The organism is Sinorhizobium sp. NG07B (assembly GCF_002532005.1).
GTDB lineage: Bacteria > Pseudomonadota > Alphaproteobacteria > Rhizobiales > Rhizobiaceae > Sinorhizobium > Sinorhizobium fredii_C.
On record NZ_NWTD01000004.1, the window covers coordinates 46,234 to 68,916 of the forward strand.

Below are 22,683 nucleotides of genomic sequence, written 5' to 3' on the forward strand. Positions count from 1 at the left end.
CCCTGCGCGTGACCTCCGCGCAGTGGCATAGGCCTCTTCGTGCCCGAAAAAGGAGTTTTGTCATGCGCACGACCCAACACGCCCTCGATCTCGACCTCGCTGCTGGCAAGCCGTCGCTTGCGTCCCGTTCGGCAACGGTCATCGGCGTGCTGACGGGTGTCTGGCGCCTGTACCAAGACCGCCGCCAGATTGCGCGTCTGCATGATCTCGACGATCGGCAACTGCTCGACATGGGGCTGAAACGCGAAGATCTGCACGAGGCCATGACCTCGTCCTTCTTCGACAGTCCTGGCTGCTTCCTGACGCGCGCGTCGAGAAATCGGGCGAACCTCTTCTACCGGGGTGTCCGCCACGATTGACATTCCCCGTGGCGCGTCCGCCCCGCGTCGCGCGTCTGCACAGGCGCGCAACTCTGCAGGATGCGTCATTTGCGGCATGATCCGGCGAAAGCCTGCCGCCATCGCGCGTATCATGCCGCGAAATTCCAGCTACGGTGATGCTGATCATCGATGCGTTCCCCGCAGGGTATGAGCCAATAGACCCTGCCGCTTGCCCGGTACATGCCAAGACATGTACCGGGCTTTTTTTCTGGGGAAAAAGCAAGTTCGGGAAGGCGTTTGCCCCTCATCCGGCCTGCCGGCCACCTTCTCCCCGCGAGCGGGGCGAAGGAGCCTCGCGGCGACGCCAGAGTCCCCTCTCCCCGTCAGAACGGGGAGAGGGTGAGGGGCAAAATCATGCCTCGCCGCCTGAGCGCTTCTGATAGCTCTCGAACAGCGCGTCGATATTCTTTTGATATTCCTTCTGCATCTCAAGTCCGCTGTCGAACATGCTGTTCATCATCTGCGAGAACTGAGCAAAAGCAGGGTTTTCCTGGGGTGGCTTTTCGGCCGCCGCGCTGCTGCCGCGCAACATGTCCTGATAGGCCTTGAAGAAGGGATTGTCGGCGAAAAAATCGGGTGTTTTTGGCTTCTCTTGCGTCTTGCCGACGCCAAAGAACCCTTGCATCGCCTGAGTGAAGGGATTGTCGAACGGGTTTGGCTGAGGCTCGGGCTTCCTGGCGAGGCCGGTCGCCTCCATCCATTGCCGCATCAGCGTCATCATCGGATTGTTGGCGAGCGCTTCGTTCACCTGGCTAGTGGTCTCCTTGAAAAGGCCGCCCATCAGTGTGCTCGCCATCACCGGCAGCATCTGCTTGTAGACTTCCTGGCCGATGCCGGTGATTTGCGCCGCCTGAGCGGCGATCGCCCTCGACATCTCCTTCGAGCCGAACAGCTGGCCGAGGATGTCGTTGCCGGCCGCCACTCCTTCCGGCGTGAAGGCCTGCCGCATGTCCTCGAAATACTTGACATAATTGCCGGTCGAAAGGGCCGTCAGCAGCGCTCCGAAATCATAGGGATTGGCGGTGTTGCGCTTGAAGCCCGTGGAGAAGGCCGGCAACAGTGCCGCCGTCGCCTTGGTCATCTGCTCCTGGGCCAGACCAAACTGCTTTGCCATCAGCTCGATCGCCTGGCCGTTCTGCGCCTGTGCGAACATGTCAAAAAGCGGTGCCATGGCGGTTCCTTCCCGGGCGAGCGACGCATGTCATTGCACTATAACGGGAATCCAGGGTCTGGAAACCGCTTTTTGTCTAGGGACGGGGACGCGCTTCGCCCCTCAGTACTGGTATTCCGTGAAGACGGGATCCACGGAACGGTTCCAGCGGCCGTTATAGAGGGCCAGCAGGTCCTCGGCGAGCGTCGCCTTCTTCGCCAGGACCTCGTCGAGCGGCTCCAGGAAATGGCTCTCGTCGATGCCGTCGCCGTTCAGACGGTTGCGCCGCTTCAGCCCCGCGCGCGAAATCGTCAGCACCTCGCGGGCGATGTCGAAGAGCGACGCCGTTCTGAACCTCGCGGCCAGCCCCTCGGCGGGAACCGCATCCCTCAGCGCCTGAACCTCGTCGTAAGTCCAGTCGCTCGTAAGTGCCTCGGCGTCCGCCAATGCCTGGTCGTCATAGAGCAGGCCGACCCAGAAGGCGGGGAGCGCGCAAATCCGTCGCCAAGGTCCGCCGTCGGCGCCGCGCATCTCGAGGAATCGCTTCAGCCGGACGTCGGGGAAAAGGGTCGAAAGATGGTTGGTCCAGTCGCCCATATTCGGCTGCCACTCGGCGATCTCATCCTTCAGCGCCCCGTTCATGAACTGGCGGAAGGTGACATGCGTACAGTCATGATAATGGCCGTCGCGCACGACGAAATACATCGGCACGTCGAGCGCCCATTCGACGTAATCGACAAAGCCGAAGTCCGCCTTGAAGGCGGATGGCAGCAGGCCGGCCCGCCGGTTGTCGGTGTCGCGCCAGATGTCGCCGCGCCACGAAAGCAGCCCGTTCGGCTTGCCGTCGGTGAAAGGCGAGCTGGCAAAGAGCGCCGTGGCGAGCGATTGCAGCTTCATCGATACGTGCATCTTGCGCCGCATGTCCTCCTCGGAGGAGAAGTCGAGATTCACCTGGATCGTGCAGGTGCGGTACATCATGTCGAGGCCCTTGGTGCCGACCTTCGGCATGTAGCGCGTCATGATCGCGTAGCGCGATTTCGGCATTCGCGGCGTCTCTTCGAAGGTCCATTTCGGGCTGCCGCCGATGCCGAGGAAGCGGATGCCGAGCGGTTCGGCGATTTCGCGAAGCACGGCGAGGTGCTGGTTCGATTCCTTGCAGGTCTGATGCAGGTTCTCGAGCGGCGCACCGGAAAGCTCGAACTGGCCGCCCGGCTCCAGCGAGATTGCGCCGTTGCCGCCGTGGTCGGCAAGTCCGATGATGTTGCCTTCGTCGAGGATCGGCTCCCAGCCGTTCCTTTGAGCCATGCCCTTCAGAAGCGCCTCGATGCTCGCCTCGCCGAAATAGGGCACGGGGCTGTTGTCTGCCTTGAAGAAGGCGAATTTCTCGTGCTCCGTTCCGATCCGGAACTTCTCCTTCGGCTTCGATCCGGACGCGAGGTAGGCGGTCAGGTCGGCGACGGAGGTGACCGGCGTCTGGTCGGTGGTGTCTCGGGCCATATTCGTCTTCTTCGTATGTGCGGGATCCCGCCGGCAGCAGGACTGGATGGAGGGTGCTTGAACCGTAATCAAGTGCGGTGCAAGTCAATTTCTTTCAAGATGCCGTCAAAAAAACTCCGTGCCGGTGCCGGTGCCGATCGAGGGCTTCATTGCCAGTCGCCGAGCGTTGCCTGAATGATCGCAAGCGCGGCCACGGCTGCCGTATCGGCGCGCAGGATGCGCGGGCCAAGCGGGATGGCGGTGACGTAGTCGAGGCTGCGCAGCAGCACCCGCTCGGCTTCCGAGAAGCCGCCTTCCGGACCGATCAGCAGGGCGAGGCGGCGCTCGCTGATCTTATCGAGGACCGGCAGCGGGTTCTGGCTCTCATTGCCCTCGTCGCAAAAGATGATGCGCCGCTCGCGCGGCCAGTCCGCCAAAAGCTCTTCGAGCCTTCGCGGCGGCTCCACCGAAGGAATGCCGAGAACGCCGCATTGCTCCGCGGCTTCGATTACATTGGCGCGCAGGCGGTCGAGATTGCCGAGCTTGCCTTGCACATGCTGGGTCATCACCGGCTGCAGCACGCCGGCGCCCATCTCGACGGCCTTCTGGACCAGATAGTCGAGCCGCCCCACTTTGAGCGGCGCAAACAGATAGACGAGGTCTGCGGGCGCAGGCTGCGGACGTGTCTGCTCGCTTGCCGTCAGAACGAGGTGTTTGCGGGACGGCAGGGACAATTCCGCACGCCATTCGCCGTCCCGTCCGTTGAACACCAGGACCGACGAGCCCTCGCCGAACCGCAGCACGTTGACGAGATAGTTGAACTGCTCCTTCGTGGCCTCGTGTCTGGCCCCCGTGTGGAGCGGGCTTTCGACGAACAGTCGCTGCATGCGGAAATTGGCGCGCATTCTGTTGCCCTTACAAAAACAGGCCGGCGAGGAGGCGGTAGACGAGTGCCGAAAGGAGCGCCGAGGCCGGAAGGGTGATTACCCAGGCGGCCACAATCGTCAGGAAGTAGGAACGGCGCACCAGCCGGCGGCGGCGCACCTCGGCGAAATTCGTTTCGATCGCCTCGCCCATGAAGTCGGATTGGCCGGTCCTCCGCCGGATATATTCCAGCCGGCGCTGCGAATGGCGTATGTACCATTCGCGGAAGAAGCCGACGCCGAAAACGGCGCCGACCGCCGTGTGCGTGGAACTGATCGGCAGACCCAGCGCCGATGCCAGGAGGACGGTGACCGCCGTCGCCAGCGCCACGCAGAAGGCGCGCATCGGATTGAGGCGGGTGATTTCCTCGCCGACGACGCGGATCAGGATCGGGCCGTAGAGCAGCAGGCCCAGAGCGATGCCGAAGGCGCCTATCAGCAGCACCCAAAAGGGCGCCTCCGACCGGGCGGCCGATATCGTGCCGTTGACGGCCGAGACGATCGCCGACAGCGGTCCGATGGCGTTCGACACGTCATTGGCGCCGTGGGCGAAGGAGAGCAGCGCGGCGGAGAAAACGAGCGGCAGGCGGAACAGCTTGCGAAGCGATTGGTTGCGGTTGTCGAGCCCCACGGACTGGCGATGAATCCACGGCCTGCACAGGCCGAAACAGGTCATGCCGGCGAGGGTGCCGATGAGGAGGGCGGTCCAGAGAGAAATCACCTGCAGATGGACGAACCCGAAGATCGCCACATAGGCCGTGAAAGAACCTGCCGTGACGCCGAGCACGATCGGCATCCAGTACCGCGCCGCCTCGATCTTGTCGTCGCGGTAGATGACGAATTCCTTGAGGAACGCCAGGAAGAGGGCGGCGATCGCGCCGCCGAGCAGGGGAGAGATCGACCAGCTCGCGGTGATCCCGGCGATCGCCCACCATTTGACGCTCGCCAGGCCCTCTGCCGCGAGGCCCGCGCCGATGATGCCGCCGGCGATCGAGTGAGTGGTCGAGACCGGGGCGCGCGCATAGGTGGCGATGTTGATCCAGACGGCCGAAGACAGCAGCGCCGCCATCATCACCCAGACGAGCGTGTCAGGGCTGACCAGCCTGGCGCCGTCGATAATGCCGGCTTCAATGGTCAGCGTCACTTTCCGCCCGGCGATCACGGCTCCGGCAATTTCGAAGACGGCGGCGATGGCAAGTGCCGTCGCCATCGTCATCGCCTTTGCGCCGACCGCGGCTCCGACATTGTTGGTGACGTCGTTGGCGCCGATGTTCATGGCCATGTAGGCGGCGATCGCGGCTCCCGCCACGACGATGGCCAGACCCGACGCACCGGTGAAATAGCTGGCTGCGAACACCATGCTGAGGATCAGGAAGAGCAGGCCGAGGCCGGGGGCGGCAAGCCTGCGCATCACATGTTGCGATGCCTCCTCGGCACGGCTGACCTTGTCGAGATCCTTGTCGATCGTCAGCTTCTCGAGGTGCAGGCGCGGCTTGGCCACAAATGTTTCTCCCTTGTCACATTCGCCAGTAGCGGTGCGCGGTGGCATATTCAAGCGATGTTTGGAAGGGCGGCGACGAGAAGGGCGCGCCACGCGGCGCCGGGGCTGCCGCCAAATACATGTTGCCCAAAAGAGTCCGGATCTTGGATGACGACTGCAAAGATCAGCGACCTAAAGTGCGTCGCTCGAACACGTTTGAAGACGCGCTTTAGACCTCGGATGCCGCAGGCTCCGGGGGGTGGGCGGCGGCCATCCGCTTGCCGAAGCCAAGGATCAGTTCCTTCAGCGAAGGTTCGGCGACGCGCCTGGCCGCCTCCTCGCAATCGACCCATTCGAGCTTCCGCTCGCCCTTCTCGGGAAAATTCTTGCAGAGACTGTCGACTTCGAGGGCGTGGACCTGGACCTTGCAAGGAATCTTCAAGCCATGATCCATGCGCTTCTTGTAGACATAGGAGCCGATGGCGGCCTTCTGCACCTTCCCTTTCACGCCAGCCTCTTCATAGGCCTCGCGTTCGGCGACTTCGTGCGCCCACTTTCCCTGCATCGGCCATCCCTTGGGAATGACCCAACGGCCCGTGTCGCGGCTGGTGAGCAGGAGAATTTCCGGGGACTTCGTTTTTTTGCGAATGCGGTAGCACAGCGCGGCATATTGCATGCGCGCCGGTCGACGCAGCATCAAGTGCACATCAGATGCCAGCCGGTGCAAGAGGGTCAAGGGGCTCAATACTCCTGTCGAATCACGTTCAAATAGCCATTCAAATTATGGCGCCCCAGCATTGCGTGTAAATGACGTCAGCGGATCAATAACTGATAAGAAGCGTTGCGGTTCCGTGAGCGGGGCAGCGTTGTGGATACATATAGTCATTGGGTGCGTCGCCTGCCAGAAGGCGACAGTCTCGGTCGCATTCAATTTAAAATCGGTTCAGGAACTTCGCGACGCGTGCCTAGCGATAAGCAATACCTGCCCGGTGACGTTCCCGCTTTAGGAACCGGTGCGGTCGCGCTGCTTGAGGCGCAGTCGCGCGATGCGGGCCCACTCGCCGCTGCGCTCCGCATCGCGGGCGGCGGCGGCGACGAAGTCGATATGGCTTTGCGCGGCCACCTTGGCCGCCTCGGGGTCGTGCGCCATGATGGCGGCATAGATCGCCTCGTGCTGGGCAAGCAGCCGGTCGCGCGCGCCCGGTGCGTTAAAGACCGAGCTGCGATGGAAGAAGATGCCCTGGGTCAGGAGCCGGTAGCAGGCCCTCAGCGTGTGTAGCAGGATGATGTTGTGGGCGCTTTCGCCGATGGCGTTGTGCAGCTCGACATCGGCTTCGAGCTCGTCGTCGAAATTGCCGCTCGCATGCGCCGCGCGCATCCGCTCGATGATGCGGGTGAGAAGGTCCCGGTCGAAATCCGTGGCGCGCGTCGCGGCGAGTTCCGCCGTCAGGCCCTCGAGCTCGCGCCGGTATTCGAGGTAATCCTGCGTCGCCTTGTGGTGACGGCCGATGAGCTCGATCAGCGGTTTCGAGAAGATCTGGCCGACGACATCGGCGACGAAGGTTCCGCCTCCGTGGCGGCTCTCGAGCAATCCGCGGCCTTCCAGCTCCTTGAGCGCCTCGCGCAGGATCGGCCGAGACACGTCGAGCCTTTTTGCGAGCTCCCGCTCGCCCGGCAGCCGGTCCCCGTCGCGCAGCACGCCTTCCAGGATCAGAAGCTCGATCTGCTGGACGACCTCGTCCGCGGTTCGGCTGTGGCTGATACGCGCATAGAGCTCGCTCTGGTCTTCGGTCACCGCAAATCTCCCGGAGACGGAATGCTCTCCCGCCTGGCGCGGCAATCTAGCAGGACCCATCGAGTGGTCAAATCGATTGTCAACTCGCTCGGCCGCGGCTGATAAAAGTCAAACTGCGTCAATGCGTCCTGTTCTTTTTGCTCCCCCGGTTGATAAGTAAAAGGTGATGAACGCGTGAGGGGGATGAAGCGCTTCATGGCGAAGGCAAGTTTTGGATTTCCAGCGGCGGCCTTGCGCGCCCAGGTGCTCGGCGAAGTTCATTCTCGACCCTATGCGCTGGTGACGACGCCACGCGTCATCTTTCAGCTGGCCTTCATCACCGAAGGCGGCTCCGTCGTCGATCACGCCGTGCTCTCGGAACTGTCGCGCTCTCGCGGCATCGCGCCGCCCGGCCGCGATGCAAACCACCACGCCATGCCCTGGGGGCAGGGGACATTGCGCTGGGAGCGCCACACCGAGTTCTCGACTTATTTCTGGGACGCGCCGGCGCCGGAGCGCTTCGGCGGCGAGGTGGCGATCCATCCTTTCGGCGACGGCTTCTCTCCGCCGGGCCTGCTGATTTCCGGCATCCGGCTGGAGATCCGACCGGATACGCCGGAAGCCCGCGAGGCGATCCAGGCCTTCGACCCGACGAGCCTCTGTTACAGCGAGACAAAGAACGGTCAGGCGGTGCTGCTCACCGACTTCCGGCAGAACGGCGACGGGCTCACCCAGATCCTCATCCTCGACCGGGGTTTGACGGAGGCGGGCACGGGGGCCCTCATCCAGCGCCTGCTCGACATTGAGACCTACCGCACGCTGGCCATGCTCGGGCTGCCGCTGGCGCAATCGCTGTCGCCGGAAATCCGCCGGACCGAGGATGGCCTGACCGCCGTCACCCAACGGATGAAGGAGAATGTCCGTGAGGAAGCGGACGAAATGCTGGCGGAAATCACCCGGCTTGCCGCCGACCTCGAAGCCGGCGCAGCGCTCAGCCTCTATCGCTTTGGCGCGAGCCGCGCCTATTACGGCATTGTTCAGGAACGCATCCGGACGCTCTCCGAAATGCCGGTGCCCGGCTACGAGACGATAGGCACCTTCCTCGAGCGCCGGCTGGCGCCAGCGATGCGCACCTGCCAGTCGGTCGAGGAGCGTCAGGCGAACCTGTCGCGCAAGCTCGCCCGTGCGACGGCGTTGCTCAGAAGCTGGATCGATGTCGAACTCGAACGGCAGAACAGCGCGCTGCTCAATTCGATGGACCGGCGGGCGAAATTGCAGCTGCGCCTCCAGCAGACCGTCGAAGGCCTCTCCGTCGCTGCGATCTCCTATTACGTCGTCGGGCTGTTCGGCTACCTCGCCAAGGCCGTTAGCCACGCGATCCCGGTCGATCCGGGCGTGCTGACGGGCCTTGCGGTGCCCTTCGCGGTTCTCGGCGTCTGGTTGATCGTCCGCCGGATCCGCCGCCATCACGAGGAGAGTGCGCACAAGTGACGGCGCCCTGTCGGATTTACTGCTCCCAGTAGGGAACGGGGCCATAGAGGGCGGCGAGGAAGTCGACGAAGAGCCGAACCTTGGCGGGCAGAAACTGGCGGCTCGGATAGACGGCCGACAGCGTCAGCCTTTGCGACCCTTCCCATTCCGGCAGCACCTGCACCAGGCGCCCGTCGCGCAACTCCGCGCTGACGTCCCAGGTGGAGCGGAGCGCAATCCCCGCTCCGGCGATCACTGCGGCACGGATGATCTCCGACGAATTGGTGACAAGCGGCCCTTCCGGACGGTAGGCGAGGGAACCGCCCGGGCCCTCCAGCTTCCAGCTCTCATTGTTATGGGCCGGCAGGCAGATGTGCTCGGCGAGATCGCCGATCTCCTTGGGTGCGCCGTGCCGAGCGATGTAGTCCGGGGCCGCGCAGAGCAGCCGCCGGACCGGTGCGAGCTTGCGGGCGACGAGGCTCGAATCGGTGAGTTCACCGATCCGGATAGCGAGGTCGAAGCCGTCGGCGACGATGTCGCTGAACTCGTCGCTGAGCACGATATGGAGCTTGAGGTCGGGATGGTCCTTCATGAACCCGGTCAGGTGCGGCGCGATATGCATGCGTCCGAACGAAGTGGGCGCCGTGATGCGCAAAGTTCCCTGAGCCTGCGACGAGCGCCCCGAAGCATAGGCTTCCGCCTCCTCGATCCCGGCGAGGACACCGAGGACGCGGTCATAGAAGCCCTGTCCTGCTTCGGTCAGTGAGACCTGTCGCGTCGTGCGCTGCAAGAGGCGCGTGCCGAGCCTCTCCTCGAGCCGCTTGACGCGCTTGGAGATCACCGCCGCGGAGAGGCCGAGCGCGCGGGCGGCCGCCGACATGCTGCCGGTTGAAACCACCCGCGCGAAGACTTCGAGATCCCCAAGATTCGTCATGAATTCCGGCCGTTTTCTCCAAGAACGAAAAGATGATTAGCAGTTGCCAAATGCCGGTCATAGTGCATTCCGCTTTCACAAACTGGACAAGATGCTCTAAGATTCAGAGCACAAACGTGATCGATTCTAAGAGGTTGGGACACGGGAGCGACGAGAAGCGACCGTGCTTTCCCAGCCTCCACTTTGGTGGTAAAGAAAATTTACCACTTTGTTGCGCGTTGGCTGGAGGAGTTCATGCCGGAAACGATCGGGTTCCTGAAGCCCAGGCAGGCCGTCCTCGATCGCCGCGGCGAGATCATCGCCGACCTCGCCGACCTGTTGCCCGACGGCTGCCTGATCAGCGACGAGCGTGGCCTGAAACCCTTCGAGACGGATGCGTTTCTTGCCTATCGCCGCCTGCCGCTGGCCGTCGTCCTGCCGGAGACGACGGAGCAGGTCGCCGCCGTCCTCAAATATTGCAGCCGCTATGGCATTCCGGTCGTGCCGCGCGGTGCCGGCACCTCGCTTTCCGGCGGCGCCATCCCGCAGGAGGACGCCATCGTCGTCGGTCTGTCGAAGATGTCGCGCATTCTCGATGTCGACCTGTTCAACCGCACGGCGACGGTGCAGGCGGGCGTCACCAACCTCAACATTTCCGAGGCGGTGGGTGCCGACGGCTTCTTCTATGCGCCCGATCCGAGCTCGCAGCTCGCCTGCACCATCGGCGGCAATATCGGCATGAATTCCGGCGGCGCCCATTGCCTGAAATATGGCGTGACCACCAATAACCTGCTCGGCGTCAAGATGGTGCTCTTCGACGGCACGGTGATCGACCTCGGCGGCAAGGCGCTCGACGCGCCAGGTTATGATCTGCTCGGCCTTGTCTGCGGCTCCGAGGGCCAGCTCGGCATCGTCACCGAGGCGACGGTCCGGTTGATCGCCAAGCCCGAGGGTGCGCGGCCCGTGCTCTTCGGCTTCTCCGCGTCGGAGGCGGCCGGCTCCTGCGTCGCCGACATCATCGGGTCGGGTATCATTCCGGTCGCGATCGAGTTCATGGACAAGCCGGCGATCGAGATCTGCGAGGCTTTCGCCCATGCCGGCTATCCGCTCGACGTCGAGGCGCTGCTGATCGTCGAGGTCGAGGGGTCCGAGGCGGAGATGGAGGCGATGCTCCAGGGCATCATCGAGATCGCCCGGCGTCACGGTGTCGTGACGATCAAGGAATCGCAGTCGGCGCTCGAGGCGGCGCTGATCTGGAAGGGCCGAAAATCCGCCTTCGGTGCCACCGGCCGGGTCGCCGACTATATCTGTATGGACGGCACGGTTCCGCTGAGCCAGCTGTCGCATGTGTTGCGCAGGACCGGCGAGATCGTCGCCAGCTACGGGCTGCGTGTCGCCAATGTCTTCCATGCCGGCGACGGCAACATGCATCCGCTGATCCTCTACAACATCAATGATCCGGCGGATGCGGCCCGCGCCGAGGCGGCCGGCAACGACATCCTGAAGCTCTGCGTCGACGCGGGTGGCTGCCTGACGGGCGAGCATGGGGTGGGGATCGAAAAGCGCGACCTGATGCGCCATCAGTACAACAAGGCCGATCTCGATCAGCAGATGGCGGTGCGCGCCGCCTTCGATCCGCAATGGCTCCTCAATCCCTCGAAGGTATTTCCGCTCGAAGGACGGCCTCAGGCATGATCGTCCATTTCGAACCGGCAAGCGAAGAGGGGATCGCCTCCGTGGTGCGCTCCGCAGCGGCCGAGCGCGTCACGCTTGCCATTGTCGGCGGCGGCACGCGATCCGGGCTCGGCAATCCTGTCCGTGCCGACCGGACGCTTTCGACGCGGCGTCTCTCCGGTATCGTCACTTACAATCCGGCGGAGATGACCATGAGCGCGCTCGCCGGGACGCCGCTTGCCGAAGTGGAGGCGGCGCTCGCAGCCAAGGGCCAGATGCTGTCTTTCGAACCAATGGACCATCGCGGCATTCTCGGAACGACGGGCGAGCCGACGATCGGCGGCACCTTCGCCGCCAACGTCTCCGGTCCCCGCCGCTATGTCGCCGGGGCTGCCCGCGACAGCCTGCTGGGCGTGCGTTTCGTCAACGGCCGCGGCGAACTAATCAAGGCCGGCGGCCGCGTGATGAAGAACGTCACCGGGCTCGATCTCGTCAAGCTGATGACGGGCTCCTACGGAACGCTCGGAATTCTGACGGAGGTCACCTTCAAGGTACTGCCGGTGCCGCCGGCGGCCGCAACCGTCGTCGTCGAGGGTCTCAACGATGCGGAGGCAGCCGCCGTCATGGCCGAGGCGATGGCACAGCCGGTGGAGGTGTCGGGCGCGGCGCATCTGCCCGAAAGCGTGCGGGGCCGCTTTATCGATGGTGCACTGCCGGAGGGAGCGGCTACCGTCCTAAGGCTCGAAGGTCTGGCGGCGTCTGTGGAGATGCGAGCCGAGAAGCTCGTCGCGGCGCTGTCGCGCTTCGGCTCGGCCTCGAAGCTCGACGCCGGGCAGACGAAGGCACTTTGGGCAGAGATCCGCGACGTGAAGCCCTATGCCGGCGGCACGGCCAGACCGCTGTGGCGTGTCTCGGTCGCCCCATCGGTGGGGCACCAGCTCGTTGCCGCGCTGCGTCTCCAAACAGGCGTCGATGCATTCTACGATTGGCAGGGCGGCCTAGTCTGGCTGCGCATGGAGGCGGAAGCCGAGGCCGAACTCGTGCGCCGCTACGTGCACGCGCTAGGCGGGGGCCATGCGACGCTCGTCCGAGCCGACGGCGAAGCTCGCGCCCGGATACCCGCCTTCGAGCCGCAGGCTCCCGCGGTGGCCCAACTTGCAGAACGCGTGCGCGCATCGTTCGATCCGGCGCGGATCTTCAATCCGGGACGGCTGGCGGCTGTCGCCTGATCGCAGGCGGGCTGTTGCAATTCGCTGCAGGCGAGAGGAGAATTCGATGAGTGATCCGGGTCCGCAGACGCCGCTTTCCCGCGACACCGACCGCTGGTTGGAGCCGGGCAAGGTCAACATCCAGATCATCTACCTGCTTTATCTGGTCGGCTTCGCCATCGGCATCACTCCGCTCGTCGGCATCGTGCTCGCCTACCTTAATCGGGACAAGGCCGAAGACTGGGCGAGAACGCACTACATCTGGGCGATCCGCACCTTCTGGATCGCCCTGCTGTTCGCCGTCGTTTCGGCACTTCTGTCCGTATTGCTCATCGGCGTGCTCGGCTTCGTCGCGACGGCGGTCTGGATCGTCGTGCGCTGTGTCATAGGGCTTCAGAAAGCCGCCCGCGAGGAGCCGATCACCGATCCCGAAAGCTGGCTCATCTAAGGCGTGGCGGCTCCGTTCAGGAACTGCCGTTTGAGAATTGAGAGTGGAGTATCCGGTTGCAGACAAATTTTTCGCCAGAGCAACTCGCCGACCCGCATGTCGCCGAATCGGAAAAGATCCTGCGCAAATGCGTCCATTGCGGCTTCTGCACCGCCACCTGTCCGACCTATGTGCTGCTCGGCGACGAACTCGACAGTCCGCGCGGACGGATCTATCTCATCAAGGACATGCTGGAAAACGGGCGAGCGGCCGATACCGAAACCGTCACCCATATCGACCGTTGTCTCTCCTGCCTTTCCTGCATGACCACCTGTCCGTCGGGCGTCGACTACATGCATCTCGTCGATCATGCCCGGATCCACATCGAGAAGACCTACAGACGACCGTTCAAGGATCGCTTCGCTCGTGCCGTCATTGCTGCGACCTTGCCCTATTCTTCGCGCTTCCGGCTCGCGCTCAGGGCGGCGGGGCTCGCACGCCCCTTTGCGGGGCTGTTGAAGCGGGTTCCCTGGCTCAAGACCTTCGGCGTCATGCTCGATCTCGCACCGCGTGCGGTGCCGGCCGCAGACGGGGTGAGGCCTGCCGTTTACGCGGCCAAGGGCACGCCGCGCGGCCGCGTTGCCCTGCTCGCCGGCTGTGCCCAGCCCGTGCTGAGGCCCGGGATCAACGAAGCAACGATCCGTCTGCTCACGACCCAGGGGGTGGAGGTCGTCGTTGCCGCGGGTGAGGGCTGTTGCGGCGCGCTCGTGAACCACATGGGGCGGGAGGAGCAGGCGCTCGCCGCCGCCCGGCGCAACGTCGATGTCTGGCTGAAGGCTGCCGAGGAGGACGGTCTCGACGCCATCGTCATAACCGCATCCGGCTGCGGCACGACGATCAAGGACTACGGCCACATGCTGCGGCTGGACGCTGCCTATGCCGACAAGGCGGCCAAGGTGTCTGCCCTTGCAAAGGACATAACCGAATATCTGGCGGAGCTGGACCTGCCGGAACAGGGCACGCGTGGCCTGACTGTCGCCTATCACTCCGCCTGCTCGATGCAGCATGGCCAGAAAATCACCGCGGCACCGAAGCGGCTCCTGAAGCGGGCGGGCTATGCGGTTCGCGACCCGGCGGAAGGCCACCTCTGTTGCGGCTCGGCCGGCACCTACAACATCCTGCAGCCGGAAATATCGGCAAGGCTCAAGGCTCGCAAGGTGAGAAACATCGAGGCGACCAAGCCGAACGTCATCGCCACCGGCAATATCGGCTGCATCACCCAGATCGCCAGCGGCACGAATATCCCGATCGTGCATACGGTCGAGCTGCTCGACTGGGCCTATGGGGGTTCGAAGCCGTCGGGGCTGTGAGCGGTGGCGGTTGCCCCTCTCCTCGGGTTAAACGCGAAGAGAGGTGCAAATTTCCCGACGTATCAACCGCCAAAAATCTGGCGGAAAATGTCGACGCCGCGGTCGTCGAAGCTGACATCGCCTGCCTTGTTGCCCGGGCCGATGACGATGACCTTGGTGCCGATCGGGGCGCGATCGTAGAGGTGCTCGACGTCCTCGTTCATCATCCGGATGCAGCCGGACGACATGTTCTGGCCGATGGTCCAGGGCTGGTTCGTGCCGTGGATGCGGAAGATCGTGTCGCGGCCGCCCTTGTAGAGGTAGAGCGCGCGGGCGCCGAGCGGATTGTCGATGCCGCCTTCCTGCGTCATCGGCAGGATGCGCCCCTTGGCCGCTTCGCGCACGCGCATTTCCGCCGGCGGCGTCCAGGCCGGCCACTCGGCCTTGCGGCCCACCTTGACGATGCCGGACCAGCCGAAGCCCTCACGGCCGACGCCGATGCCGTAGCGCGTCGCGCGGTTCGGGCCGTCGATGTAGTAGAGATACTTGTTGTTGGTGTCGACGATCACCGTGCCGGGCGCCTCGTTGGTGCGGAACCGTACCTTGGTGCGCCAATATCTCTGCGGCGGCTTCTTCGGCTGGGCTGCCAGCACGACATCGGAGCGCTTCACCTTTGCACCGGCAATGTCGGCCGGAGTGAACGCGGAGGTATTTGTGGCAATGAGAAAAGCAGCGGCCGCGACGGTGAGCGCGGCCAGCCGGGTGGCATGAAGTCTCATTTATGATTCCCTCTGAACCCTCGTTGCGGGCAAGCTATGCAAAATAACCCCAAGTGCAAGCCCGTGATACATCCTGTAGAACAAGGCGCGGGCCGGAACTTGTATCGTAGGGAACGGCTGTTGCTCTTTGAACACGATCCGGCAAGAAAAAAGCCAGTTTTAAAGGGAATGTATTCTACTTGGCGGAGTGCCGCTAGATGACGATAACCTTGGTGCCGACTTTGACGCGCTCGTAAAGGTCAACGACATCTTCGTTGCGCATGCGGATGCAGCCGGAGGAGACGCCGTAGCCGATCGTCCAGGGGGCATTGGTGCCATGGATGCGATAGAGCGTCGAGCCGAGATACATGGCGCGGGCGCCGAGCGGGTTCTGGGGTCCGCCGTCCATGCGGGCGGGCAGATAGTGACCCTTGGCCGCCTCGCGGGCGATCATTTCCTGAGGCGGCGTCCAGTTCGGCCATTCGGCTTTGCGGGTGATCCTGTGCTCACCGGCCCATTCGAAGCCCGGTTTTCCGACGCCGACGCCGTAGCGACGCGCCTGGCTGTCGCCGGTGATGAGATAGAGGAAGCGGGTGTTCGTGTCGATGACGATCGTGCCCGGCTTCTCGCTCGTCTCGTAAGCCACCATCTGCGGCAGGAATTGCGGATCGAGCTGCGCCTTCGCCGGCCTTTGCGGGCGCACCGCGGCAGGCTGCACGGCCGCCGTTTCCAGCCGGCGCTTCATCTGGCGACGCTCCACCTGTTTTCGGGTGGCGGCCGGGGCCTGCGGCCGATAGACGGCCGGGCGCACCCCTTCGCCGGTCAGTTGCATCACCCAGGGGGCAGTGAGATCCGGGCTGACGACGACCGGCGGCCGGTTCTGATATCGGTCCCAAGCGCCGGCGCCGGCGGGGAGGGTGCAGACAAGGCACGTGGCAAGCAAAAGGAACTTCTTCATCATCGGACGGACTCGCTACCTAACGCCGAAAAAATCATGGGCAGCGCAGCGGCTGCACTTGCAATGGCGCGATGCTCGCACTCCTCCGCCACCGAAGGGTAAACATGGCTTCGATAAAATGCTGCGATGTGGATAAAGCTTTGGGTAGGGTTATTCCCGGCTTTATGAATCTGGTTTGCAAATGGTAAATGGAACAAAAGAGAAACAAGGCGGGAGAGCGGTGATGTCGGCGAAGGGTTTGATTATCGGCGATGACGGGTTGCAGCGTTGCGCCTGGCACGGCAATCTCGACGACTACCGCCGCTACCACGACGAGGAATGGGGCCGCCCGGTGACCGACGATCGCCGGCTATTCGAGAAGATTTGCCTGGAGGGCTTCCAGTCGGGCCTTTCCTGGCTGACGATCCTCAGGAAGCGCGATGCCTTCCGCTCGGCATTCGCATGCTTCGACTTTGACATGGTTGCCGAATTCGGCGAGGCGGACATCGCGCGCTGCCTCGGCGACCCCGGCATCGTGCGACACCGGGGCAAGATCGTCTCGACCATCAACAATGCGCGCCGCGCAAAGGAATTGCGGGCGGAATTCGGCTCGCTTGCCGCCTATTTCTGGGCGCACGAGCCGGATGGAAGCGAGCGCCCGAAGGTTGTCGACTACGCGACGCTGATCGCCAATCCGACCACACCGACCTCCGTCCGGATATCGAAGGATCTGAAGAAGCGCGGCTGGACCTTCGTCGGCCCGACGACCGTCTATGCCTTCATGCAGGCCATGGGCCTCGTCAACGACCACCTCGAAGGCTGCTTCTGCCGCGCGCAAGTGGACGAGATGCGGCGGCAATTCGCCAGGCCGCTGCATAGCCGACCGGAGTGACCCTCCCCGGTTTTGGAGGCGGGGAGGGCCGGCTTCGCTAGCCGCCGTGCCCGGCGAGCCATTCCTTCATCATTGTGATCTCGGCCTCCTGGGCCTTGATGATGTCTTCCGCCAGCTTGCGGATCGCCTCGTCCTTGCCGTGCTCGAGCTCGACTCTTGCCATGTCGATCGCGCCCTGGTGGTGAACGATCATGCTGCGCACGAAATCGACGTCGGCATTGCCGGTGAAGGCGATGTCCATATCCTTGTGCATTCTGGCGTTCGCTTCAGCGAAGGCCTTGCTCGACGGTGCCATGTCGGCAGCCGTCGCGTCCTGGTGCATGCCTTGATGGTTTTCCTGGGCGTATACCGGCATGCCGACCAATACGGCGACCGTCCACGCGGCGAGGGTCCTTTTCAGGGACATGGTGTGTACCTTTCCATCCTAATGGGAATTCAGGAGATCTTGCGGGCCGCGCGAGGGAACGTCGTCGCGTCCCTCGGAGGCGCCGGCGCTAAATGGAAAGGCTGCATTTGGGCGGTGGGGACAGGGGCTTGACGGCCTGGTCGAGCAGCGGCGCTTGTCGCTGCGGCGAAAGCCGCGTCGAAGACGTCGCGGATCGCATGAACCCGGGCGGCGCCGCATGGATCGCGACGCAGGCGGAGCAGAGCGCCGGGTGGTCTGCTTTCGCCGGGCTCGGACAATGGCTCCGTTGGACGCAATGACCGTCACGACCAGTGGAGGCGTGGTTCACCATATTGGAGGTCGGGTGATGATGTGCGCTGTCCGCCATCGCGCCCAGGTCGCGCGCCTGGGCGATCGCGGGAAGGGCTCCGCCGAGCGGAGCGGATAGAAGCAGGAGAATGAGGGCGAGCCAACGCAGCATGCCGGCAAGATAGATTACTGGGCGTCGAATATGAAGGGGGCAAGAGGAAATCGCCGAGCCGCGACCACCTCGCGTCAGGCCGGCAACGCCGCTCCGTTGCGGGGAACCGCGAAGACGCCTTGCAGGGAACCTCCCGCAGCCTCGCCGATCGTCGAGTTTCCGATGCAGCAAAGCTGACGTGAGCTTCCGCCCGGACGGCGGACCATCGCAGAAAAGCAGAAGGACGAGGACGTCGCGGTCGCCTTTTCCAGAATGCTGAGGATCGTTGCCCGGTCTTTCGGGTCGTAGGCCCGCACCAGATCGATGATGCCGCAGGGGTTCTGCCTCAGGCCAAGAAGCGAAAGGGTCTGCAGGCCGACCACAAAGGCGCCGCTGTCCACGTCACAACGCCACGGGTCGATCATATAGCCTGCCTTCGCGAGCACGCGGGTCCAGGCTCCGTGGGTTTCCGGATTGAGCGGTTTTATCGCTGCCGCGCCGGGCGTCATGACAGTCAGCATTTTGCGAAAGTCTCCGTTTGAAGCCCTTGTTTCGATCGGCCTAACTTATAAGGGTGCAGAGAGAATTTTACAATCACGACGCAGTGATCGTAATTCGAAACGGAACGCTTTTGCGCGCGGCCTTGTTCCGCCGCCCTCCCGGCTGCCGGCCCGTCGCCCCTTTGTCGGTCGCTACCCTTGCCGCCCTTGACGTGATCCGGTAGGGAAGGCACCGACCAAGCTTTACAGCCCGGAATGCCTTCCATGAACGACAAACCGAAGAAACCGCAGAAGCTCAAGGCGCGCCTGCCGCGCGGCTTCGTCGACCGTTCGGCGGCGGATATCCGCGCCGTCGACGAGATGATCGCGAAGATCCGCGAAGTCTACGAGCGCTATGGTTTCGATCCGGTCGAAACGCCGCTGTTCGAATATACCGATGCGCTCGGCAAGTTTCTTCCCGACAGCGACCGCCCGAACGAAGGCGTGTTCTCGCTGACGGACGACGACGAGCAATGGATGAGCCTGCGCTATGACCTGACGGCGCCGCTTGCCCGGCACGTGGCGGAGAACTTCAACGAGATACAGCTTCCCTACCGCACCTATCGCGCCGGCTACGTGTTCCGCAACGAGAAGCCGGGCCCGGGCCGTTTCCGCCAGTTCATGCAGTTCGATGCCGATACTGTCGGCGCCGCCGGCGTCCAGGCCGATGCCGAGATGTGCATGATGATGGCCGACACGATGGAGGCGCTCGGAATTGCGCGCGGCGATTACGTGATCCGCGTCAACAACCGCAAGGTTCTGGACGGCGTGCTCGAGGCGATAGGGCTCGGCGGCGATGACAAGGCGAATGCGCGGCTGACGGTTTTGCGTGCCATCGATAAGCTCGACAAGTTCGGCCCGGACGGCGTGCGCCTGCTTCTGGGCGCGGGGCGCAAGGACGAGAGCGGCGACTTCACCAAGGGTGCCGGGCTCGACGAAGAGCAGATCCGCAAGATCCTCTTCTTCGTCGGTATCAGCGACTATGCGAAGAGCGCCGATGAACTCGCCGAGCTCGTCGCCGGCACCGCGCGCGGTGCGGAGGGCGTCCAGGAGCTGAACACGATCCGCAGCCTCGTGCTCAGCGCCGGCCATGACGCGGATCGCATCAAGATCGACCCCTCGGTCGTGCGCGGCCTCGAATATTATACCGGCCCGGTCTTCGAGGCCGAACTGCAGTTTGCCGTCACTAACGAGAAGGGCGAGAAGGTCGTCTTCGGCTCGGTCGGCGGCGGCGGCCGCTATGACGGTCTCGTCTCGCGCTTCATGGGCCAGCCGGTGCCGGCAACGGGCTTCTCGATCGGCGTGTCGCGGCTGATGACGGCGCTGAAGAATCTCGGCAAGCTCGGGGTCGAGGAGGTGGTCGCGCCGGTCGTCGTCTGCGTCATGGACCGCGACCTCGACAGCATGGGCAGCTACCAGCGCTTCGTGCAGCAATTGCGCCATGCCGGCATCCGCGCCGAGATGTACCAGGGCAACAAGAAGAACTTCGGCGACCAGCTCAAATATGCCGACCGGCGCGGTTCGCCGATCGCCATCATCCAGGGCGGCGACGAGCGCGCTTCGGGCGTCGTTCAGATCAAGGACCTGATCGAGGGCAAGCGGCTCTCCGGCGAGATCGAGGACAATGCCGCCTGGCGCGAGGCGCGTGTCGCCCAGGTCTCCGTCCCGGAGAGTGAGCTCGTCGCAAAGGTTCGCGAAATTCTCGCAGAGCAGGCCGAGGACCGGAAAAGGGCAGGCTGATGCCGCTGATCAACCTTCCCGCCTTTGCCGGCGAGCTGCTTGCCGATTTCGAGCGGCTGAAGACGTTGCGCGTCGACACGCCGGTCATCCAGCCGGCCGAGCCCTTTCTCGACATGGCTGGTGAGGATCTGCGCCGGCGCATCTTCATGACCGAAAGCGAGACCGGCGAGAGCCTCTGCCTGCGCCCCGAATTCACCATTCCCGTCTGCCTCCGCCATATCGAGACGGCGACCGGCACGCCGCAGCGCTACGCCTATCTCGGCGAGGTGTTCCGGCAGCGCCGCGAAGGCTCGAGCGAGTTCTACCAGGCGGGCATCGAGGATCTCGGCGATGCCGACACGGCCGGCGCCGATGCGCGGGCGATCGGCGACGCTATGCTGGTGCTTGCCAACCGGCTGCCGGATCGGCGGCTGAAGGTGACGCTCGGCGACCAATCGGTCTTCGAGGCGGTGATTGCCGCCTGCGGACTGCCGGGGGGCTGGCAGAAGCGGCTGATCCACGCCTTCGGCGATCAGAAACTATTGCAGAAGCTCCTGGGTGAGCTTGCCGATCCCAAATCCGCGGGCGTCTTCGGCCCCGAAGTCGAGCGGCTCGCCATCATGGGAATCCTCGACGACCAGGAAAGGCTCGTCGCCCATCTCGCCGAGACGATGGAGGCGACCGGCTATTCCACCAATGCCAGCCGTTCGCCGCGCGACATCGCCCGCCGCCTGAAGGAGAAGATGGAGCTTGCGGCCACGCGGCTCGACAAGGCAGCACTCGCCGTCATGCGCGAGTTCCTCGCCTTCGACCTGCCGCTTGCCGAAGCTCCGGCGGCGCTGCACGCTTTCGCGAAGAAATCGAGATTGAAGATCGACGGCGCGCTGTCGCTGTTCGACGCCCGCGTCGCTGCCGTCGCAAAGGCGGGCGCCGATCTCGGTCTGATCCGCTATCGTGCCGCCTTCGGCCGCCCGCTCGACTACTATACCGGCCTTGTCTTCGAGATCGAGGCCGAGGGAGCACCGGCGGTTCTCGCCGGCGGCGGGCGCTTCGATCGCTTGCTGACGCTGCTTGGCGCCCGCGAGCACATTCCGGCCGTTGGCTTTTCTCTCTGGCTCGACCGGATCGAACGGGCAATCGCTGCCGCAGGGGGCGCGAAATGACGATAACCATTGCGCTGCCGTCCAAGGGCCGGATGAAGGACGACGCCTCGGCCATCTTCGAGCGCGCCGGGATGAGGATCGTCGCCGTCGGCAACGACCGCTCCTATCGCGGCCGCGTCGAGGGTTCGGATGACGTCGAGGTCGCCTTCCTGTCGGCCTCCGAGATCTCCCGCGAGGTCGGCAGCGGCGCGGTCGACTTCGGCGTTACCGGCGAGGACCTGGTGCGCGAAGGCATCGCCGACGCCGATGCACGCGTCGAATTCGTCGCCCGGCTCGGATTCGGCCAGGCCGATGTCGTCGTCGCGGTGCCGGAAGTCTGGTACGACGTCGATACCATGGCCGACCTCGGCGATGTGGCCGCCGACTTTCGTGCCCGCCACGGCCGCCGGCTCGCGATCGCCACCAAATACTGGCGGCTCACCCAGCAGTTCTTCTCTGGCAGCCACGGCATCCAGCTCTATCGCATCGTCGAAAGCCTGGGCGCCACCGAAGGTGCGCCCGCTTCCGGCTCGGCCGACATCATCGTCGACATCACCTCGACCGGATCCACCTTGAAGGCCAACCACCTGAAGATCCTCTCGGACGGGGTGATCCTGCGTTCCGAAGCCTGCCTCGTGCGGGCTCGCAAGGCTTCCCATGAAGGCAATCCCGTCATCGATCGGATCATTTCATCCGTGCGTTCGGTCCTCTGAAGCCACCGCACGGTCGGAATTTTCGACCGGGGTCTGACAAATGCAACCAGAGCGACCTATCTAGGGGTGGCAGACCACCTTAACTTTCCATCCCACCTCAAGGCACCTCATGGCTGATCTTTCCTCCTTCCCGATCACAAGCCGCTGGCCGGCGAAGAATCCCGACATCATCCAGCTCTATTCGCTGCCGACGCCGAACGGCGTGAAGATCTCGATTGCTCTGGAAGAACTCGGGCTGCCCTATGAGGCGCATCGTATTGCTTTCGACGCGAACGAGCAGAAGTCGCCCGAATTCCTGTCACTCAACCCGAACGGACGCATCCCGGCGATCATCGATCCGAACGGACCGGACGGCAAACCGATCGGTCTCTTCGAATCCGGCGCGATCCTCATCTATCTCGCGGAAAAGGCCGGCAAGCTCATTCCGGCCGATGCGGCCGGGCGCTACGAGACGCTCTGCTGGGTGATGTTCCAGATGGGCGGCATCGGGCCGATGCTCGGCCAGTTCGGCCACTTCTTTAAGTTCGCCGCCGAGAAGGTCGCCGACAATTCCTATCCGGTCGAGCGCTATCGCGACGAGGCAAAGCGCCTGCTCGGCGTTCTCGAAACGCGGCTCGAGGGCCGTGAGTGGCTGATGGGCGACGAATACACCATTGCGGACATCGCCACCTATCCCTGGGTCGAAGGCGCGCGCAAGTTCTATGGCGGCGCCGAAGTGCTTGAGTACAAGAGCTTCCCGAATGTCATGGCCTGGGTCGACCGCGGCCTGGAGCGTCCGGCTGCGCAGAAGGGCATGGAAATTCCGCGCAAGGAATAGCGTCGCCTTTTCGGCTCGAGTTGACTGGACTCGGGCCGGAGGGTTACGGGTTAGCGAGCCAATGCGGAAGCCTGTGCGGCTTCCGCGGCTCGAAGAA

The 22,683-nt window shown here is 63.9% G+C and carries 22 protein-coding genes; 11 read left to right on the top strand and 11 right to left on the bottom strand.

Going from position 1 to position 22,683, the window contains the following annotated elements; genetic code table 11:
* The first annotated feature begins 62 nt into the window (after window positions 1–62).
* Complete coding sequence (locus CO664_RS14890; RefSeq protein ID WP_097526355.1) at window positions 63–359, top strand: DUF1127 domain-containing protein; 297 nt, start codon at window positions 63–65, stop codon at window positions 357–359.
* Window positions 360–732: 373 nt separating this feature from the next.
* Here the strand turns inward: CO664_RS14890 and CO664_RS14895 are convergent, their stop codons facing one another.
* From CO664_RS14895 to CO664_RS14920, 6 genes are all read right to left on the bottom strand, one after another.
* A complete protein-coding gene (locus CO664_RS14895; RefSeq protein WP_037413225.1) occupies window positions 733–1,551 on the bottom strand; it encodes a DUF937 domain-containing protein in 819 nt (272 codons plus the stop codon).
* 102 nt (window positions 1,552–1,653) lie between these two features.
* A complete protein-coding gene (locus CO664_RS14900) occupies window positions 1,654–3,027 on the bottom strand; it encodes a glutamate--cysteine ligase (RefSeq protein ID WP_037413227.1) in 1,374 nt (457 codons plus the stop codon).
* A gap of 146 nt (window positions 3,028–3,173) precedes the next feature.
* Window positions 3,174–3,911: a 16S rRNA (uracil(1498)-N(3))-methyltransferase gene (locus CO664_RS14905; RefSeq protein ID WP_097539233.1), complete on the bottom strand. Its 738-nt coding sequence runs from the start codon at window positions 3,909–3,911 to the stop codon at window positions 3,174–3,176.
* A gap of 10 nt (window positions 3,912–3,921) precedes the next feature.
* Entirely contained in the window at window positions 3,922–5,430 is a 1,509-nt protein-coding gene (locus tag CO664_RS14910) for an inorganic phosphate transporter (RefSeq protein WP_097539234.1), read from the bottom strand.
* Between the two features lie 208 nt (window positions 5,431–5,638).
* Window positions 5,639–6,145 carry an NUDIX hydrolase gene (locus tag CO664_RS14915; RefSeq protein ID WP_037378995.1) on the bottom strand — a complete coding sequence of 169 codons (507 nt, stop codon included), beginning with the start codon at window positions 6,143–6,145 and terminating at the stop codon, window positions 5,639–5,641.
* 267 nt (window positions 6,146–6,412) lie between these two features.
* The gene (locus tag CO664_RS14920) at window positions 6,413–7,204 is read right to left on the bottom strand and encodes a FadR/GntR family transcriptional regulator (protein WP_097539235.1); all 792 of its coding nucleotides are present in this window, start codon (window positions 7,202–7,204) and stop codon (window positions 6,413–6,415) included.
* A 195-nt stretch (window positions 7,205–7,399) separates the two neighbouring features.
* Between CO664_RS14920 and CO664_RS14925 the strand changes: the two genes are divergently transcribed.
* Window positions 7,400–8,674, top strand: coding sequence for a DUF3422 family protein (locus CO664_RS14925; RefSeq protein WP_037413235.1), 1,275 nt, complete (start codon window positions 7,400–7,402; stop codon window positions 8,672–8,674).
* A gap of 16 nt (window positions 8,675–8,690) precedes the next feature.
* On the opposite strand, the gene CO664_RS14930 is transcribed toward CO664_RS14925, so the two are convergent.
* The gene (locus CO664_RS14930; RefSeq protein ID WP_097539236.1) at window positions 8,691–9,587 is read right to left on the bottom strand and encodes a LysR family transcriptional regulator; all 897 of its coding nucleotides are present in this window, start codon (window positions 9,585–9,587) and stop codon (window positions 8,691–8,693) included.
* 234 nt (window positions 9,588–9,821) lie between these two features.
* Between CO664_RS14930 and CO664_RS14935 the strand changes: the two genes are divergently transcribed.
* Genes CO664_RS14935 through glcF form a run of 4 tightly spaced genes read left to right on the top strand, consistent with a single transcriptional unit; the run spans window position 9,822 to window position 14,245 of the window.
* Window positions 9,822–11,261 (top strand): FAD-linked oxidase C-terminal domain-containing protein, encoded by a 1,440-nt coding sequence (locus CO664_RS14935; protein WP_097526347.1) that lies wholly within the window; start codon window positions 9,822–9,824, stop codon window positions 11,259–11,261.
* The gene (glcE, locus tag CO664_RS14940; RefSeq protein ID WP_097526346.1) at window positions 11,258–12,469 is read left to right on the top strand and encodes a glycolate oxidase subunit GlcE; all 1,212 of its coding nucleotides are present in this window, start codon (window positions 11,258–11,260) and stop codon (window positions 12,467–12,469) included. Before CO664_RS14935 ends, glcE begins: the two co-directional genes overlap by 4 nt.
* A gap of 46 nt (window positions 12,470–12,515) precedes the next feature.
* Window positions 12,516–12,896, top strand: a complete 381-nt coding sequence (locus tag CO664_RS14945) for a membrane protein (RefSeq protein ID WP_037413239.1) — start codon at window positions 12,516–12,518, stop codon at window positions 12,894–12,896.
* A 56-nt stretch (window positions 12,897–12,952) separates the two neighbouring features.
* A complete protein-coding gene (glcF, locus tag CO664_RS14950; RefSeq protein WP_097539237.1) occupies window positions 12,953–14,245 on the top strand; it encodes a glycolate oxidase subunit GlcF in 1,293 nt (430 codons plus the stop codon).
* Window positions 14,246–14,307: 62 nt separating this feature from the next.
* Here glcF and CO664_RS14955 read toward each other — a convergent pair whose 3' ends face one another.
* The gene (locus CO664_RS14955; protein WP_097526344.1) at window positions 14,308–15,003 is read right to left on the bottom strand and encodes a L,D-transpeptidase; all 696 of its coding nucleotides are present in this window, start codon (window positions 15,001–15,003) and stop codon (window positions 14,308–14,310) included.
* 193 nt (window positions 15,004–15,196) lie between these two features.
* Complete coding sequence (locus CO664_RS14960) at window positions 15,197–15,943, bottom strand: L,D-transpeptidase (RefSeq protein ID WP_097539238.1); 747 nt, start codon at window positions 15,941–15,943, stop codon at window positions 15,197–15,199.
* Between the two features lie 220 nt (window positions 15,944–16,163).
* Here CO664_RS14960 and CO664_RS14965 point away from each other — a divergent pair, with 220 nt between their 5' ends.
* The gene (locus CO664_RS14965; protein WP_037413245.1) at window positions 16,164–16,811 is read left to right on the top strand and encodes a DNA-3-methyladenine glycosylase I; all 648 of its coding nucleotides are present in this window, start codon (window positions 16,164–16,166) and stop codon (window positions 16,809–16,811) included.
* Window positions 16,812–16,848: 37 nt separating this feature from the next.
* Here the strand turns inward: CO664_RS14965 and CO664_RS14970 are convergent, their stop codons facing one another.
* Together CO664_RS14970 and CO664_RS14975 are read right to left on the bottom strand one after the other, a co-directional pair.
* Window positions 16,849–17,217, bottom strand: a complete 369-nt coding sequence (locus tag CO664_RS14970) for a DUF305 domain-containing protein (RefSeq protein WP_037413246.1) — start codon at window positions 17,215–17,217, stop codon at window positions 16,849–16,851.
* Window positions 17,218–17,751: 534 nt separating this feature from the next.
* A complete protein-coding gene (locus tag CO664_RS14975; protein ID WP_037413248.1) occupies window positions 17,752–18,177 on the bottom strand; it encodes a hypothetical protein in 426 nt (141 codons plus the stop codon).
* Between the two features lie 243 nt (window positions 18,178–18,420).
* On the opposite strand from CO664_RS14975, the gene hisS reads away from it, so the two are divergent.
* From hisS to CO664_RS14995, 4 genes are all read left to right on the top strand, one after another.
* A complete protein-coding gene (gene hisS / locus CO664_RS14980) occupies window positions 18,421–19,935 on the top strand; it encodes a histidine--tRNA ligase (RefSeq protein ID WP_176536599.1) in 1,515 nt (504 codons plus the stop codon).
* Window positions 19,935–21,077, top strand: coding sequence for an ATP phosphoribosyltransferase regulatory subunit (locus CO664_RS14985; RefSeq protein WP_097539240.1), 1,143 nt, complete (start codon window positions 19,935–19,937; stop codon window positions 21,075–21,077). The genes hisS and CO664_RS14985 overlap by 1 nt, the downstream gene beginning before the upstream one ends.
* Window positions 21,074–21,769, top strand: a complete 696-nt coding sequence (gene hisG / locus CO664_RS14990; protein WP_037413250.1) for an ATP phosphoribosyltransferase — start codon at window positions 21,074–21,076, stop codon at window positions 21,767–21,769. Before CO664_RS14985 ends, hisG begins: the two co-directional genes overlap by 4 nt.
* A 109-nt stretch (window positions 21,770–21,878) precedes the next feature.
* Window positions 21,879–22,586, top strand: coding sequence for a glutathione binding-like protein (locus tag CO664_RS14995; RefSeq protein WP_097539241.1), 708 nt, complete (start codon window positions 21,879–21,881; stop codon window positions 22,584–22,586).
* Window positions 22,587–22,683 lie beyond the last annotated feature (97 nt).

Excerpts from the sequence above, each read along its gene's own strand:
- CO664_RS14905 (WP_097539233.1), bottom strand. The coding sequence starts at position 3,911 with ATGCGCGCCAATTTCCGCATGCAGCGACTGTTCGTCGAAAGCCCGCTC.
- CO664_RS14955 (WP_097526344.1), bottom strand. The coding sequence starts at position 15,003 with ATGAGACTTCATGCCACCCGGCTGGCCGCGCTCACCGTCGCGGCCGCT.
- CO664_RS14925 (WP_037413235.1), top strand. The coding sequence starts at position 7,400 with ATGGCGAAGGCAAGTTTTGGATTTCCAGCGGCGGCCTTGCGCGCCCAG.
- CO664_RS14960 (WP_097539238.1), bottom strand. The coding sequence starts at position 15,943 with ATGATGAAGAAGTTCCTTTTGCTTGCCACGTGCCTTGTCTGCACCCTC.
- CO664_RS14895 (WP_037413225.1), bottom strand. The coding sequence starts at position 1,551 with ATGGCACCGCTTTTTGACATGTTCGCACAGGCGCAGAACGGCCAGGCG.
- CO664_RS14965 (WP_037413245.1), top strand. The coding sequence starts at position 16,164 with ATGTCGGCGAAGGGTTTGATTATCGGCGATGACGGGTTGCAGCGTTGC.
- hisS (WP_176536599.1), top strand. The coding sequence starts at position 18,421 with ATGAACGACAAACCGAAGAAACCGCAGAAGCTCAAGGCGCGCCTGCCG.
- CO664_RS14930 (WP_097539236.1), bottom strand. The coding sequence starts at position 9,587 with ATGACGAATCTTGGGGATCTCGAAGTCTTCGCGCGGGTGGTTTCAACC.
- CO664_RS14975 (WP_037413248.1), bottom strand. The coding sequence starts at position 18,177 with ATGCTGACTGTCATGACGCCCGGCGCGGCAGCGATAAAACCGCTCAAT.
- CO664_RS14890 (WP_097526355.1), top strand. The coding sequence starts at position 63 with ATGCGCACGACCCAACACGCCCTCGATCTCGACCTCGCTGCTGGCAAG.
- glcE (WP_097526346.1), top strand. The coding sequence starts at position 11,258 with ATGATCGTCCATTTCGAACCGGCAAGCGAAGAGGGGATCGCCTCCGTG.
- hisG (WP_037413250.1), top strand. The coding sequence starts at position 21,074 with ATGACGATAACCATTGCGCTGCCGTCCAAGGGCCGGATGAAGGACGAC.
- CO664_RS14945 (WP_037413239.1), top strand. The coding sequence starts at position 12,516 with ATGAGTGATCCGGGTCCGCAGACGCCGCTTTCCCGCGACACCGACCGC.
- CO664_RS14995 (WP_097539241.1), top strand. The coding sequence starts at position 21,879 with ATGGCTGATCTTTCCTCCTTCCCGATCACAAGCCGCTGGCCGGCGAAG.
- CO664_RS14985 (WP_097539240.1), top strand. The coding sequence starts at position 19,935 with ATGCCGCTGATCAACCTTCCCGCCTTTGCCGGCGAGCTGCTTGCCGAT.
- CO664_RS14970 (WP_037413246.1), bottom strand. The coding sequence starts at position 17,217 with ATGTCCCTGAAAAGGACCCTCGCCGCGTGGACGGTCGCCGTATTGGTC.
- CO664_RS14900 (WP_037413227.1), bottom strand. The coding sequence starts at position 3,027 with ATGGCCCGAGACACCACCGACCAGACGCCGGTCACCTCCGTCGCCGAC.
- CO664_RS14935 (WP_097526347.1), top strand. The coding sequence starts at position 9,822 with ATGCCGGAAACGATCGGGTTCCTGAAGCCCAGGCAGGCCGTCCTCGAT.